14 protein-coding genes are annotated in these 16,188 nt (G+C 33.6%); 3 read left to right on the top strand and 11 right to left on the bottom strand.

Annotated elements, in window-relative coordinates:
* Positions 1–87 precede the first annotated feature (87 nt).
* From RTY06_RS13715 to RTY06_RS13690, 6 genes are all read right to left on the bottom strand, one after another.
* Positions 88–699, bottom strand: a complete 612-nt coding sequence (locus RTY06_RS13715) for an inorganic pyrophosphatase (RefSeq protein ID WP_312825549.1) — start codon at positions 697–699, stop codon at positions 88–90.
* 14 nt (positions 700–713) lie between these two features.
* On the bottom strand, positions 714–1,238 hold the full coding sequence (locus RTY06_RS13710; protein WP_312825548.1) for a hypothetical protein: 525 nt from the start codon (positions 1,236–1,238) through the stop codon (positions 714–716).
* Positions 1,239–1,290: 52 nt separating this feature from the next.
* Entirely contained in the window at positions 1,291–2,193 is a 903-nt protein-coding gene (locus RTY06_RS13705) for a hypothetical protein (protein ID WP_312825547.1), read from the bottom strand.
* On the bottom strand, positions 2,193–2,870 hold the full coding sequence (gene radC / locus RTY06_RS13700; RefSeq protein WP_312825546.1) for a RadC family protein: 678 nt from the start codon (positions 2,868–2,870) through the stop codon (positions 2,193–2,195). The genes RTY06_RS13705 and radC overlap by 1 nt, the downstream gene beginning before the upstream one ends.
* A 55-nt stretch (positions 2,871–2,925) precedes the next feature.
* Positions 2,926–3,597 (bottom strand): ABC transporter ATP-binding protein, encoded by a 672-nt coding sequence (locus RTY06_RS13695; protein WP_312825545.1) that lies wholly within the window; start codon positions 3,595–3,597, stop codon positions 2,926–2,928.
* 188 nt (positions 3,598–3,785) lie between these two features.
* Positions 3,786–6,116: a UvrD-helicase domain-containing protein gene (locus RTY06_RS13690; protein WP_312825544.1), complete on the bottom strand. Its 2,331-nt coding sequence runs from the start codon at positions 6,114–6,116 to the stop codon at positions 3,786–3,788.
* A 157-nt stretch (positions 6,117–6,273) separates the two neighbouring features.
* Between RTY06_RS13690 and RTY06_RS13685 the strand changes: the two genes are divergently transcribed.
* The gene (locus RTY06_RS13685; protein WP_312825543.1) at positions 6,274–7,359 is read left to right on the top strand and encodes an FUSC family protein; all 1,086 of its coding nucleotides are present in this window, start codon (positions 6,274–6,276) and stop codon (positions 7,357–7,359) included.
* Between the two features lie 5 nt (positions 7,360–7,364).
* On the opposite strand, the gene RTY06_RS13680 is transcribed toward RTY06_RS13685, so the two are convergent.
* The 5 genes from RTY06_RS13680 to proS form a co-directional block, all read right to left on the bottom strand.
* Complete coding sequence (locus tag RTY06_RS13680) at positions 7,365–7,709, bottom strand: hypothetical protein (protein ID WP_312825542.1); 345 nt, start codon at positions 7,707–7,709, stop codon at positions 7,365–7,367.
* A gap of 183 nt (positions 7,710–7,892) precedes the next feature.
* Entirely contained in the window at positions 7,893–8,951 is a 1,059-nt protein-coding gene (locus tag RTY06_RS13675) for a hypothetical protein (RefSeq protein WP_312825541.1), read from the bottom strand.
* Between the two features lie 95 nt (positions 8,952–9,046).
* Positions 9,047–10,381, bottom strand: a complete 1,335-nt coding sequence (locus RTY06_RS13670; protein ID WP_312825540.1) for an Nramp family divalent metal transporter — start codon at positions 10,379–10,381, stop codon at positions 9,047–9,049.
* A 117-nt stretch (positions 10,382–10,498) separates the two neighbouring features.
* Positions 10,499–11,791: an OmpA family protein gene (locus tag RTY06_RS13665; protein ID WP_312825539.1), complete on the bottom strand. Its 1,293-nt coding sequence runs from the start codon at positions 11,789–11,791 to the stop codon at positions 10,499–10,501.
* Between the two features lie 197 nt (positions 11,792–11,988).
* Positions 11,989–13,464, bottom strand: coding sequence for a proline--tRNA ligase (gene proS, locus RTY06_RS13660; RefSeq protein WP_312825538.1), 1,476 nt, complete (start codon positions 13,462–13,464; stop codon positions 11,989–11,991).
* 149 nt (positions 13,465–13,613) lie between these two features.
* On the opposite strand from proS, the gene RTY06_RS13655 reads away from it, so the two are divergent.
* Complete coding sequence (locus tag RTY06_RS13655; RefSeq protein WP_312825537.1) at positions 13,614–14,690, top strand: prolyl-tRNA synthetase; 1,077 nt, start codon at positions 13,614–13,616, stop codon at positions 14,688–14,690.
* A gap of 45 nt (positions 14,691–14,735) precedes the next feature.
* Complete coding sequence (locus tag RTY06_RS13650) at positions 14,736–16,157, top strand: hemin receptor (protein WP_312825536.1); 1,422 nt, start codon at positions 14,736–14,738, stop codon at positions 16,155–16,157.
* Positions 16,158–16,188 lie beyond the last annotated feature (31 nt).

Raw genomic sequence — 16,188 nt, 5'->3', positions numbered from 1 at the left:
TCTTCTCATAAAAAATGCCCCTAAAAAGTGTATAACTTTTTGGGGGCAGTCCATTCAGAAGGTTTTATATTTTAAGACAATAGATTTCTATTTTGAAAAGTTATCGTTGTAATCTTTTTGAGATGCTACGATTACTTTTTTAGCTTGCTCTGCACCATAGATCAAATCGATTTTAACTTTTGCAGGTTCAGTTGGCAAGTTTTTGTAACTCAAGAAGTAATGTAAAAGACGGTTAACTTCTGCTTTTGGTAATTCAGAAATATCTCTGATGTGACCATAAACCTGATCTTCTACCAAAACAGCAATAATCTTGTCATCGGCTTCTCCTTTGTCAATCATTTGGAATCCACCGATTGGAATAGCTTCCAAAAGGATATTACCAGATGTGAAGTTGTGCGAACTAAGAACACAGATATCCAACGGATCGTGATCACCTTCTGTAACTTCTGTTGCTCCGGTTGCCACTGCAAGGTTTTTAACTTCTTCTTCACAATAGGTTCTTGGAACAAAACCATACATTGCAGGAATGATATTGGAAAACTTCTGTGGACGATCAACTTTTAAGTATCCACTTTCTTTGTCAACTTCGTATTTGATTGTATCTGTAGGAACAATTTCCACAAAAACGTTTACAACTTCCGGAGAGTTTTCTCCAGCTGAAATCCCGTGCCACGGATGGGCTTTAAAATTTGGAATCATTTATTATCTAGTGTTTATATTATTTTGTTAAGTTCTATTTTGTTAAGTTCTTTTCTAAGATTATCTATTGTGTCCGAAATATAGTCTTCAGAATTAAGATAACTCATCAGGAAAACAGTTTTGAAGTCATCTAATTTTGAGTTATCATTCAATTCTTCATAGGTTTTGTGAAGACTTTGGATGATATTATTTTTGCTTGTGATAATATCTTCCCAAGACGATTTTGAAATGTATAATTGCTGAGAAGCATTATATTCGAATTCCTCCACGATATTTTTTTCAGTCAAGAAAACAAACTCGTGTGGCTGAAGGTTTTTATCAAATTTTGCAATGAGATTTGCTGGTTTCAATCTTTCCAGAAAAAGTGTCATTCTTTCTAAAGAATGAAGTTTTATTTCGCTATTTGATTTTGTTGCTAAGAAATTAATTTCCTGTTTTTTGAGTCTGACAAAGCTGTTCACGAATTGTTTCGCAAAAACCAAAAATGGCAATGCGATGATAACTGCAACAGCGTATGGTAAATAATCTGAATCAAACATATCTCAAATTCGGATTGCAAAATTAATGCTTTTTGATTAGAAAATAAATTATTTATCTAAGAAAGAAGATTTTCTTCAGAATTTGAATCAATACTTCTTTTTTACTTTTAGAAACAATAGGATATTTGTAAGCTATAGCACCAAATCGTTCATTGAATTTTGCAACGTTTTCTACATCACTTCCCATAAAATCAAAATCTTGATCTGCAATAGTTTTTTTTAAGTAATTATCAATAACTATAGATGGAATATTGGTGTTAGATAAAGGGTTTTTATTAACGAAAAGACTGAGATAATGATTGGTTTTACCACAATACAAACCAGCCATAGATTCTATTTGATTTTTATATTCTAGGATCTCAATATTCATAAGTTTTTGCTCATACAAAGTTTGCATCAAATCAAAATAAATGCTGGCATCTTCCTTTTTTTTGATTCCTTTCATATTTTCCACAAAAAATGCCTTGTCTTCGGATTTTAAACTATTGCGAAATATGATATTGTTTTCCAAATCACCAATTATCCTTACATTTCTCCTTCTGTGGATGCTATATCTTTTTTTGACTTCAGAATATTGATCTTTTGGAATAATGTAAGATTTTTTCAATCCAATATTTGAAACTTCATTATTTCCATTAAAAGCATAAAATAAAACAATGTAATTTTTTGTAAGATAATTATAGAACTGATTATTAATATATACAGAATCCTGATTGGAGAATATTCCCAATTGTTGACAAAGTTTCGGCATTAGAACAATTTTAAAACCAAATTTGACGATCAAAGGAACAGGCATTACAGCTTCATAATCATCATAAATGATTAATTCCCAACTTTTTCCTGTTACGATATCCAGAAATTCTCTTTGTGCATAATCCGAATTTTGTAAAGACTTTTCTATACAAGCATTATATTTATCAAAATCAATTTCGTGATATTTCAGTCGCTTTATCATTATAAAATCCCTTCTTCTTTGAAACTATAAAATTTGTTTTGAGCAATGATGATGTGATCTAGCAATTCGATTTCTAACAATTTACCTGCTTCGTCTATTTTTTTTGTGATATTAATATCTTCCGAGCTTGGCTTCAAACTTCCTGCAGGATGATTATGAGCCACGATGATTCTTGTAGAAAAATGTTCCAAGGCTGTTTTAAAAATCACTCTTACATCTGCAACAGAACTTGCAATTCCACCTCGGAAAAGGCAGGTTTTATAGAGGATTTTATTCTGATGATTAAGGAAAACTGCCCAGAATTCTTCTGTTGAAAGATCAGAAAGATGCGGTTGTAAAACTTCGAAAACATCTTTACTGCTTGATATTTGGTGTCTTTCAAGAACTTCCTGCTGAGATTTTCTATTCCCGATTTCCAAAGCTGTTGCAATAGAAATGGCTTTTGCCTCGCCTACTCCTTTGAATTTCATTAAGTCTTTTATTGATAATTGACTCAATCTGTGCCAATTATTTTCCACCGAATTCAGAATTCTTCTTGCTAATTCCACAGCGGATTCTTCCCTATTTCCACTTCCCATAATGATAGCCAACAGTTCCGAATCCGAAACTGAAGCTTTTCCTTTCATTAGAAATTTTTCTCTTGGGCGGTCATCTTCCGCAAGGGATTTGATACTCAAAGTTTTACTTGTTATTAATTTTAGTAAAAATCAATCATCATCTATAAACTATCAATTATAAATTCATAATCTGTCCGTCTTTCATTACCAGTTTTCTGTCCGTACTTTCCGCTAATACAGGATTATGCGTTACAATCACAAAAGTCTGATGGTACTTGTCTCTCAAATCAAAAAACAATTGATGAAGCGCATCTGCATTTTTGGAATCGAGGTTTCCGGTTGGCTCATCCGCAAAAATAATCTTCGGAGAATTAATTAATGCTCTTGCAACTGCAACTCTTTGCGCTTCTCCTCCAGACAATTCCGAAGGTTTATGGTGCAATCTGCTTGCAATATTAAGGTCTTCAAATAAAGAATGTGCTTTTTCAATCACTTCTTTTTCAGCAATTCCACCGATTCTTGAAGGCAACAAAACATTTTCCAAAGCCGTAAACTCCGGTAAAAGCTGATGATTCTGAAAAACAAAACCAATATTTCTATTTCGGAATTTGGACAATTCTTTGTCTTTCATTTTCAGATAAGAATTGCCGTCCAAAGTGATTTCGGTTCCATATTTTTCAATATCAGAAGGATTATCCAGCGTTCCCAAAATCTGAAGTAAGGTAGATTTTCCAGCTCCGGATTCTCCAACAATAGAAACAACTTCACTTGATTTTATATGAATATCAACACCTTTTAGAACTTCCAGAGCTCCGTAAGATTTATGTATGTTTTTTGCTCGAATCATAGTTTTGTTTTTGCTTATGGCAAATTGCTTTTAGCTTTTTATAATCAATATATTAAAACCACAAAAGTCACAAAAGTTTCTTTGTTTTCTAGCTTTTCAAAAGTCTAAAAAAAGATTAAAATAATTTAATTTCTTTTGTGCCTTTTGTAGTTTCATAAACTTGAATCTTTTGCCTTTTTTCTTGTCTCTCAAATTTTCGTCAATTTAGCAAATTTCAAGATAAGGTTCTTCTCGCCTTCGTTGGCAAAAATTACTTTAGCCTTGATATTCTGAGAGTCAGTTCCGTCCAAGAATTCCACTTTTCCTACACCAAAACGGTCGTGTCTTACCATATCGCCTACTTCTATATCCTGCGAAGATTGTCCTGCAGGATTGATAATTCTTGCAGTTGCAACAGGTTTCAATGTTTTTTTCGGAGGTGGAACATTGGCATTTCTTTCCAAGGTTTTTTTCTCCTCTTTCTTTTTATAAAATCTAGGTTCTGATGGCGAATCATCAAATATATTAGAATCCAATCCGGAACGATTGATAAACTTCAGTTCGGCAACAGGATTTATCATTTCGACATATTTCGCATCTATTTCGCTTAAAAACCTTGATGGTTCTGCATCGGTGATTTTCCCCCATTGAAATCTGGAAACTGCATAAGTGAAAAACACTTGTTTCTCGGCTCTAGTCAAAGCTACATAAAACAAACGTCTTTCCTCTTCCAATTCTTCTCTTGTAGACGAACTCATGAAACTTGGAAAAAGATTCTCTTCCAAACCAACTAAATGAACTACTGGAAACTCCAAACCTTTTGACAAGTGGATTGTCATCAATGAAACTTTATTATCATCTTCTTCTTTATCATTTTGAGTATCAGAAGAAAGCGCAATATTCTCCATAAAGTTGGACAAACTAGGGTCACCATCTTCAATCTGAGTCTGTTCATCGATAAAACCTTGCATCGAGTTCAGCAATTCCTGAATATTCTCAACTCTGGAAATTCCTTCTGGCGTTGCGTCTTCTTTTAATAATTTGAGAAGTCCGCTTCGTTTTGCCACTTCCATCGCAACATCGTAAACATTATCTGTTTTCAGCATTACTTGGAATGCTTTTATCATCGCCCAGAAATCGCCAAGTTTGGTAATAATTCCATTATTAAGACCTAATTGAGAAGCATAAAACCCAAGATTATCCAGAACTTGAGAAATCGAAAGATTATGAGAATCTGCAAAGACAACCAACTTGTTTTGAGTGGTTTCTCCAATTCCTCTTGCCGGATAATTGATAATTCTAGACAAAGCTTCGGAGTCATTTTCATTTACCAAAATCCTAAGATAAGCTACCAAATCTTTCACTTCTTTCCTTTGGTAGAAAGACAATCCTCCATAAACTTTGTATGGGATATTCTTCTTTCTAAGTGCGTCTTCAAAAGCTCTCGTTTGAGAATTGGTTCTGTAAAGAATCGCAAAATCCGAAAAATGACGCTGTTGCGTGTTATGCAATTCGAAGATATTAGCTGAAACGAAATTAGCTTCATCAGCATCAGAAAGACTTCGGTAAACTTTGATTTTATCGCCTACTTCGTTCTCGCTAAAAACATTTTTCTTGAACTGCTGTAAGTTTTTAGAAATCACAACATTCGCCGCATCTACAATATTCTGAGTTGAACGATAATTCTGTTCCAAAGAAACCGTAACCGCATCAGGATAATCCTTTTTGAAATTCAGAATGTTATGAATATTAGCGCCACGGAAAGAATAAATGGATTGTGCATCATCTCCAACCACACAGATATTTTCAAACTTAGACGCTAAAGCTTTGACAATCAAATACTGAGAATGGTTTGTATCTTGATACTCATCTACCAAAATATATCGAAATCTGTCTTGATATCTTGCTAAAACTTCAGGAAAACGAGTTAATAATTCGTTGGTTTTCAACAACAAGTCATCAAAATCCATTGCACCATTTTTGAAACAAGCTTCTACATATTTTTTGTAGATATTTCCCATATGTTTCATGTTCGCTTTTTCATCAGCTTCCATCAATTCCGGATTATTGAAATAAGCGTTGACTGTGATGAGATTATTTTTATACTGAGAAATTCTTGACAAAACTTTCTTAGCTTTATAAACTTCTGCATCTATACTCATATCCTTGATGACTTTTTTCATCACATTAAGAGCATCTTGCATATCATAAATTGTAAAATTGGAAGGATAACCAAGATGATGACCTTCGCTTCTCAAAATCCTAGCAAAAACCGAGTGAAAAGTTCCCATCCAAAGCGAACGCGCATTGCTGTCTCCTACGAGTTTTGCGATACGTTCTTTCATCTCCTTCGCCGCTTTGTTGGTAAAAGTCAAAGACAAAATATTGAAAGGGTCTACTCCATTCGTAATCAGATGCGCAATTCTCATCGTAAGCACTCGCGTTTTGCCAGAACCTGCTCCCGCTAAAACCATCAACGGTCCTTGCAAAGTCGTAACTGCTTCTAACTGAGGCTCATTCAATCCTTTCAGATAATCCATTCTATTCTCAAAATTTTAAGATAACAAAAATAGAGATTTTTAAGCAATTTATCATTGCATCCGAGTTTGAAATTCGGGTATTAATAGGTATTTTTGCTTTGGCAAAAATAAGCTGTTATGACTGCCAAAATCTAAATCTAAAGTAAAAACCAACACATTGAAAACTAATCACATTAAAGAAGAATTTCTCTCTTTTTTCAAATTAAAACCATCACCCAGAAGCTGGCACATCCCTTTCTTGGCAGGTCTTGCAGTGGGAATCCCATTGATATTTGGTTATTTTTTAGGTGATATAAAATCTGCTCTTACAGCAAGTTTGGCAGGTTTGGTTATTATTTACATCCCAACAAGCAATGATTTTATCGAAACGATGATGAAAATGTTTGTCTGCTCTTTTGGGACGATTATTTCGTACGGTTTGGGGTTGACCTTTAGTTTTAATCTTTGGATTGCATCATTGGTTTTCGGGATATTTTCGGCAATCGCTTATTATATAGCAAGATATTTTAATCTGAAACCACCGGGAAGTTTTTTCTTTATCATGATGGCATCCATGGCAATCGGACTCCCACATCATTTAGAACTCATTCCTAGACGTATCGGTATTTTCACAATCGGAACAGTTAATGCTTGCCTTATCTGCCTAATATACAGTTTTTTAAACTCAAAAAAAGAAACAAACAAAAACCTTACAACTTTCCACATCAATCCTTACGTGAATCTTGTGGAATCCTTTATTATTGGGATTTGTATGCTGGTTTCGGTTTTCATTGGCAAGTTTTTCAACCTTGATTATCCTTATTGGATTCCAATTTCTAGTTTGGCAGTTTTACAGGGCGTGAATCAATACCACATCTGGAAACGCGGCCTGCACAGGATTATTGGAACAACTATTGGGCTTGGAATTGCTTGGTTGATTTTCTCATACATCACTTCTCCGCTTTTGATTTGTTTTTGCATCATCTCTCTTCAAATCATCGTAGAAATGCTGATTACAAGACATTATGCATTAGCAGTAATGTTTTTAACTCCAATGGGAATCCTACTCGCAGAAACAGGAAGTTCTACTTCACTCAATCCCGATTATCTTTTAAAAATGAGACTATTAGAAATTTTAATCGGCAGTACTATTGGCTGTATGGGCGGTTGGTTTTTGTATAATGAAAGAGTCAGGTTCAGTTCTATAAAGAATTTGAAAAAATCAAAAATTGCTCTGAGTAAAAGTTTTCAAAGAGGCAAGTAAATCGATTAAACAATCTCCGCTGTCATTCCTAGTATTATCAATATTGCAATGACAATTAAAATAATATTAGAATTTGCTAATTCTTGACATTTTTTTCTATTCAGCTTTACAGTTTCAAAAATCATTGCTCCAAACCAAGCTAGAATAATTACAACAGCCAAAATAGCAAGTTCTATTTGACCATCTAGTGCCGCGACTAACAAAATACCACAAGTTGCAACTGTTGTAACAACCAGAATAACAACTCTTACAATGCTATGAACTAAAACATTTTGTTTTGGTTTCGGGATATTATTGTTTTCGTTTTTATCACTTTTAATATCAAATAACACATTCAGTTCTTCGTTCATATTACTTCTGTTTTTGATATAATTTGATAAAAAAAGCAGTCAATCCAGCAAATCCTAAAACTTGTAACATAGATGCTATTTTATAAACATTTTCAGAAAAACCAAAGCCTGGAAAAATGCACACCAGTTAAGTTAAAGTAATGATTGACAAAGAATAACAGCAACTAAAGTATGATTTTTCATCTAAATATTTTTATTAATTAATGTTTCAACTAATATCGATATTTTTTTTGAAATGTTGTCTTTCGAATAGTTATTAAAATCGAATTTCAGGTTTCTAAATTCTGAAAATTGAACTTGCAAGTCTGGTTGTTCTTTAATAATAAATTCTAAATCAGATTCATAAGTTCCGGGAAAAATAGCTGGTTTTGCATATTTTATCGCATCACCAATATTGCCACTTATTTTAGTTTTCCCGTAGATTTCTTTGATAGAGAAAAACTCAATTTCTTTCTGAATTGGACAATATAAAACATCGGCTTTTTTCATCCAATCATCAAAAATAGATTGTTTTATTTTTTTATCAAAATACTGAATTCTAATAAATTGAGGAAGCTTAATTGAAATTAACTTAAGACTTTCTAATTCTTTTCCAGAAGCTTTTCCAAGGAAAATAATTTCATAATTGATTCCAATATTTTCAAATTTCAACAACTTTTCAAAAAACGAATCGTAGTCTCTTCTATGTTGCGAAACCGCACCTGGAATCACAATTTTTATGGTTTCTTTTTCAAAATTTTGAGAGTCAAATTGATTGAAATAAATTGGTAAGAACTTCATACCCGTTTTCTTTGACATCAATTCATCAATCCCCAAAAGATAATTGGATTTCTTATAAACCTTCGAAGCTTCTAGAAGTCCTTCTTTAAGGAATAATTTCAGACGATATTTAAAATCTTTTTTGAAAATACTTTTGAATAATTCCCACTTCGAAGCTTTGATAAAATTATGATTATGAACAAGAATTGCCGTGTTGAATTTCTGCACAATCGCTTTGTAGAAAATAAAATGACGATGAACAGTTCCAATAATGATCAAATCGTATTTTTTCTTATCCAGAATTTCCAAAAGTTGAGAATAGTCTGTCAGAAAAACATTTTTCTCATGAATGTTCAAGAATTTAAAAATCTTTTTGGAAAAGTAAAAATCTACAAAAACTCTATCAAAACCTTTAGTCAATTCATAGAAATTATTCGCTAATTCTGCGTGTGTATCTAATTCTATATAAGCGATTTTTTTCAAAGTGATAATCTAGTATTTTGTTTTTTTTAAACTCTAATTTCTAACAAAGAGGTAACTTGCAATTTTACGAAAATCTAGATTTACCAGATGAGTTATTAAGGAAAAAGTGTTTCTTTAAGAAGATAGAGATTTAGAATGATGATAATTCCACTAATAATCCAAGCTAATATTTTGAGCCACATTTTATTAGCAAAATCTCCCATTTTTGCTTTACTTCCCGTGAACATAACCAAAGGAACAACTGCAAAACTCAATTGCATAGATAAAACCACCTGACTGAAAACCAATAATTCCGCCGTTCCTTTTTCACCATAAAGAATTGAAATAATCAAAGCTGGAATTATTGCAATTAATCTAGTTATCAATCTTCTTACCCAAGGTTTTAGTCTGATATTCAAAAAACCTTCCATTACAATCTGACCCGCTAAAGTTCCTGTCAATGTAGAATTCTGCCCAGAGGCCAACAGTGCTATTCCAAAGAAAATACTTGCTAAAGTTGTTCCTAAAAGTGGTGTCAATAACATATAAGCATCATTGATATCAGCAACATCTTTGTTTCCAGAAGTATGGAAAGTCGCCGCAGAAATAATCAAAATTGCTGCATTAATGAAAAATGCTAACATCAAAGATAAACTACTGTCCCAACTTGCAAACTTCAAAGCTTCTTTTTTACCTTCAGTCGTTCTAGGATAATTTCTGGTTTGAACAATACTACTATGCAAATATAGATTATGAGGCATTACTGTAGCACCTAAAATCCCGATTGCAATGTAAAGCATTGATGGATTGGTAACGATTTCTTTCTTAGGAATTAATCCTTCCAAAAGTGGAAAAATATCCGGTTTACTTAGAATTATTTCATAAAAGAAAGAGGCAAAAATTACAAATATCAATCCTCCAACAATGCTTTCTATATATCGGAAACCTCTCGATTGTAAGAATAAAATTAGAAAAACATCTATTACAGTTATTACGACTCCCACACTCAACGGGATTCCAAATAAGAGATTAAGAGCAATCGCAGAACCGATAACTTCTGCCAAATCACAAGCTGCAATCGCAATCTCACAAAAAATCCAAAGAACAAAATTGACACTTGGGTGAAAATGATCTTTACAAGCCTGTGCTAAATCACGTTCCGCAACAACACCTAGCTTCACAGACAAATGTTGTAAAACTATCGCAAATAGATTCGAAATTAAAATAACAGAAAGTAGTGTATAGCCAAACTGCGCTCCACCAGCAATATCAGTCGCCCAGTTCCCCGGATCCATATAACCGACTGCTACAAGCAATCCAGGCCCAACATAAGCCATAAACTTTTTCCAAGAACTTGCATTTGCCGGAACATTGATACTAGAGAAAACCTCATGAAGAGAGTTTGAACTTTTATCTTTTCTCCAGCCTTTGTTGATATCAGAGTTATTCAAATAATTATTATTGTTAGATTAGACTAACAAATCTAATAATACTTTTCTTAACTCGCAATAAGCCAATAAAAAAACTGCCAAAATTTGGCAGTTTATATTTATTCGAAATTATTATTTTTACTTTACAAATCTTATAGCAGTTTTTCTGTCAGATTCTCTTTCTTTATCTGTAGCTTCGGCAGGAACTTTGGCAAACTTGGAGCCATAGCCTTCTGCTTCTGTAACTTGAGTAGAATTGATTGCAGTTTTTACCGTATTCGCTCTGTCACTAGATAATTTTAGGTTTGTATTAGCATCACCTTTTTTATCTGTATAAGCTCCAACTTTGATTTTAGCATCTGGAAACTCAGCCAAAATTAATTTAAGATTATCTAACTGAACTTGAGATTCTGGAGTTAAAACAGCTTTTCCAAATTCAAAATTAAGATTATCAAAATTGAACCATTTATCTTTCAATTGCGCTTCTGTAGCATTTTTATAATCATCAGATTTAAGGAAAGTTACGATTTGATCTTCGATTCCACCTTTGTAAGCTTGTAATGTTTTTCCACTTGGCAAGATAACAACTGTAGTTTCCTTGGTTACAACAACTGTATCATCTGCAGTATAGGTAGAATCTCCGATAACTGTGGTAGAATCTGTTGTTGCGACAGGCGCTGGTTCTACTTTTTTATTACATTGTTTCCAGAAAAACCATCCTAAAAGTAATAACAATAATAGTGGTAACAACCATTTCCAAATACTTCCTCCAGAATCATTACTAGAAACAATCTCATGGGTAGTTCCGCTTCTTGTCACATCAATTTTCGGAGTTTCTACAACTGGAACATCTTGAACTTCATTAGCTGGTGTATTAGGTGGAATATTGATTTTTCCCTCGTCTGTTCCAAACCAATTCCCTAATCCTAAAGCTCCTAAACTAAATCCAGCAGGTAACAAGGAATAAAGAAAACCTTTCTGGTCATTCAAAAGATTTCCAAAAGAAGAGATATCAACATTATTATCATTGATATATTTCCCCAAACTTCCAGCAGTAGCTCCAGTAACAAGATTCAAAACTGAATTTGTAGAATCATTACTAATTCCTGCAAAATTGGACACAGAACTCGTTAGTGCAGCTTGTTTATCTCCGCCACCAAAAATCAAAGTGAGAATTTTCGAGATTAACGAATCACTACCTCCAATATTACCAACAAGACCTGATAGTACTCCAGAAGAACCAACTTCTTTCAAAGTTGTAAAAAGATCTAATTGCGCATTAGAATTAGCTAAACCACCAACAACGGCTGGTAATAATGCAGAAATAGCTTTTGAAATTCCTGACTCACTTTCTCCAAGTTGAGTAGCTGCTTGAGACACAACACTTGGTCCCAGCTGATCTTTAATAAGATCGATTAAATTAATTGACATAATAGTTTATTTTTTTTGATTGATATTTATAATATCACCAAATATTAATCCACCTTATTTAATTATCAATAATTTTAATAAAAATTTAACAAAACTGCATTTAACTTTCAATATTTATTTTGGATAAATATCATTAATACAAATAGAAAAATCCGAAGAAACTCTCCGGATTTAATGTATTTAGTTAAAATTCAAATTTAGTATGACTTAGCAAAAACCACTCTTTGTTTCGATGGCTTTCCTGATATTAATGAAATCCCATCCTCTAACTCACTATTCAAAGGAATACATCTGATTGTTGCTTTTGTCTCTTGTTTGATTTGCTCTTCCTCTTCTGCCGTTCCATCCCAATGTGCTAGAATAAAGCCTCCTTTTTCCTCCAAAACTTGTTTGAACTCATCATAAGAGTCAACTTTTGTGATATTTTCTTCACGGAAAGTCAAAGCTTTGTTATAAATATCTTTTTGGATGGTTTGAAGCAATTCTTCTATGTAGTTTTCTAAACCATCAATAGAAACTGATTCTTTCGTCAAATTATCTCTTCTAGCTAATTCAACAGTTTTGTTTTCCAAATCTCTTGGTCCCATTGCAATTCTCAAAGGAACACCTTTCAATTCGTATTCAGCGAATTTCCAACCTGGTTTGTTCTGAGTGTCATCATCAAACTTAACAGAAATTCCTTTTGCTTTTAATTTAGCTTGAATATCCAAAGCAACCTCACTGATTTGAGCCAATTGCTCTTCACCTTTGAAAATCGGAACAATTACCACCTGAATTGGTGCTAAAGTTGGAGGTAAAACCAAACCTAAATCATCGGAATGCGTCATAATCAAAGCTCCCATTAATCTTGTAGAAGTTCCCCAAGAAGTTCCCCAAGCATGTTCTATCTTTCCTTCTCTAGTTGTAAATTTAACATCGAAAGCTTTTCCAAAATTCTGTCCTAAGAAATGCGAAGTTCCCGCTTGCAAAGCCTTTCCGTCTTGCATCATTGCTTCGATACAATAAGTTTCATCTGCTCCTGCAAATCTTTCCGAAGGCGATTTGATTCCTCTTATCACTGGAATAGCCATAAAGTCTTCTGCGAATTTTGCATAAACTTCAATCATTTTTTCAGTTTCTTCTACAGCTTCATCTTTTGTTGCATGAGCAGTATGTCCTTCTTGCCAAAGGAATTCGGCAGTTCTCAGGAATAATCTTGTTCTCATTTCCCATCTTACAACATTCGCCCATTGATTAATCAAAATCGGTAAATCTCTGTATGACTGGATCCAGTTTTTATAAGTATTCCAAATAATTGCTTCAGAAGTTGGACGTACGATTAGTTCTTCTTCCAATTTAGCCTCTGGGTCAACAATTAGTTTTCCTGGATTATCTGGATCATTTTTTAATCTATAATGTGTTACAACAGCACATTCTTTGGCAAAACCTTCGGCATTTTTTTCCTCTGCTTCAAACAGACTTTTGGGAACAAAAAGAGGGAAATAAGCGTTCTGATGTCCAGTTTCTTTGAACTTTTTATCCATCTCGTTACGCATTTTTTCCCAAATTGCATAACCATAAGGTTTGATAACCATACATCCTCTCACGCCAGAGTTCTCTGCTAAATCTGCTTTAACAACCAACTCATTATACCATTTGCTATAATCTTCTGCTCTCGATGTTAATTTTGCCATAAATTTTTTTGATATGATTTTAACTTTTTTAACTTTTCTCAATCTAAATAAAAAGCCTAATTTTACACGTATTTAATGGAATTTAAATGGTATAAGATTTGGTTTCATTTAAGAAATGCAAATATAGGAAACTTAATACTTCTCATAAAATGAAAAATATCAACAATACAAGCTTATTCAATTTCATAAAATCAAAAGGTTTGATATTGATTTCCAGTAGCTTTCTATTGACTTCTTGTGTAATCTACACAGGAAGTTATTCAGAAACAGATGGTGTGTATTATGACCCGAACAAAGATTCTCTTCCTGCGGGTACATATTCTGGAAATTATGGTAATCAGGTTGATGATTACTATAACTATCAAGATACTTACCCAAGTATCTATGACAACAATCAACAAAACATCCAAGATCAAAATAATCGTTACGCCTTAACAACAGATTCTGATTGGGGAAATTTTACAGGTACAGAAACTAACTATACTAGCTTTAATAACTGGGGCTATGGTGGCTGGGGAATGGGATTTGGTTATGGTGGTTTTGGAGGCTGGGGCTATCCTTACTACGGTTGGGGATGGAACAGTGGATTCAACTCTTGGGGTTGGGGAATAGGCTTCGGATGGGGCAATTCTTTCTACTCACCTTGGGGCTGGGGTGGCGGATTCTATAATCCATTCTGGGGATATGGCTATGGCGGCTGGGGAGGTTACTATGGCAGTGGATTTTATGGAGGATATCACCAACCAATTTACTATAACAGATCTGGTGCAAATGGTGGAAGACTCAATGGTATGATCTCTCAAAATAGAGTTAGCAATAGAAATAGTGATCGTTTCAATGGAATCAATAATAGCGGTTTCCGTCCAAGTAGAAATATCAAAAATGATGTTGGAACTATAAATAGTGGCATCAGAAATTCTAATAACAATATTAGAAATATCAATAACGGAGGTGTAAGACAGAATGGTGGAGTAAGACAATTTCCTAATAATGGTGGTATAAGAAATACTTATCCAAGCAACGGAAATGTTAGAACTCAGAATTATCCTAATAATAGCGGGGTAAGAACACAACAAAACAATGGAAGCTTCCGAAATGAGAGCTACTCTACACCTTCAAGATCTGGTGGAAACTTTGGTGGATTCAATTCTGGAGGAGGAATGAGATCTGGAGGTTCGTCTGGCGGCGGTGGCGGTATGAGATCCGGTGGCGGAGGAAGAAGATAATCCATCACTTTCATTCATTATTTAATAAAAACATTTCATAAAAAAATGCTTAAAAAAACTTTATTACTGATCAGTATTCCAGTGTCTTTTCTTTATTTAAAAGGACAAAACACACCAGATGTTTCAGTAATTACTAATACGACTGATATATACTCGGGAAATCCTATTAATGGTACTGCTAAATATAATGCAATGGCTGGATCTATTGGGGCATTAGGAGGGGATATCTCTTCTGTTAATGTGAACCCAGCAGGAATAGGAGTCTTCATTACAAATGATGTTAATTTAACATTAGGAATCAATAATAATAAGAATACGTCCACATTTGTAGGGAAATCATTGACTAATAAAAATAATAATACTGATATCAATAATGCAGGAGGCGTTGTAAGCTTTAATATAGGCGATAATTCTAAATGGAAGTTCGTTAATGTTGGTGTTAATTATTCTAATCGCACATTAGATAATACTGTAAGATCTGATGCCAATGGAAACATCAAGATAGTGGATGATTTTTCTTATCCAGATACTGTGATTAATTATACTTATCTTGGTCATATCTACGACAGAACGGGTAACCAGTCAAAAATGAACTTTTCTGTGGGGGCTAATTACGATAATAGGCTTTATTTAGGTGCCGGAGTTAACCTACATAATTCCTATTTTTCACAATCTGACAGAGCCGGTTTCTATTCTGATGATGACAAAACTTCTCTTTTTTATGACAAGCAATATACGCCTTACGATGAACATTCTGATGGATTTTCAGCCAATATAGGTGTTATCGCAAAATTGAGTAATCAGTTTCGTGTAGGTGCAGCAATCGAATCTCCAACTTGGTGGAATATCGAGAGAGTTTATAATCAATATTACTTCAATTACAATCAAGTTGATTTATTCAGAGAAGATAGAACGTTGATGACACCTATGAAAGCAACTTTAAGTGCTGCTTTTGTTCCAAGTAAAAACTTTGCTTTGAATGTTGATTTTATTCAAGGAATTACAAAGCCAAAATATAAAGAATATGGCGATGCAGAAAGAGAATTGAATGATTTCTTCAGCGATTCATACACAAACTCTTCAGAAGTAAGAGTTGGTGCAGAATATAGAATTGCTGCTTTTAGATTAAGAGGAGGTTATGCATATCAAGGTAATAGTTTTGACAACTTATCATTGTTAGGTTACAACAATGACGGTTCTACTTCGGAGCAATCTTTTTCAAACCTAATTGTTGGAAAACGAAATACAATTGGTGCCGGTCTTGGTTACGATTTCAAAGCATTTTATATTGATGCTTCTTATCAAAACATCACTTCCGAATATAGCAATCCATTTTTACAAGGAAATGTTAACAGTGATACCGGTTATTTCAACGGTGGCTATGATGTAAATAGCAAAGCTTATGCTGTTTCTAAAGTTAAAAATACAAGAAGTAACTTTTTTGTAACAGTTGGCTGGAAATTCTAAAATTTCAATTTTAAATAATAAAAAATCCTGT

It is taken from the genome of Epilithonimonas sp., assembly GCF_032055105.1.
Lineage (GTDB): Bacteria > Bacteroidota > Bacteroidia > Flavobacteriales > Weeksellaceae > Epilithonimonas.
This window is presented reverse-complemented; position numbering and strand designations above follow the sequence as displayed.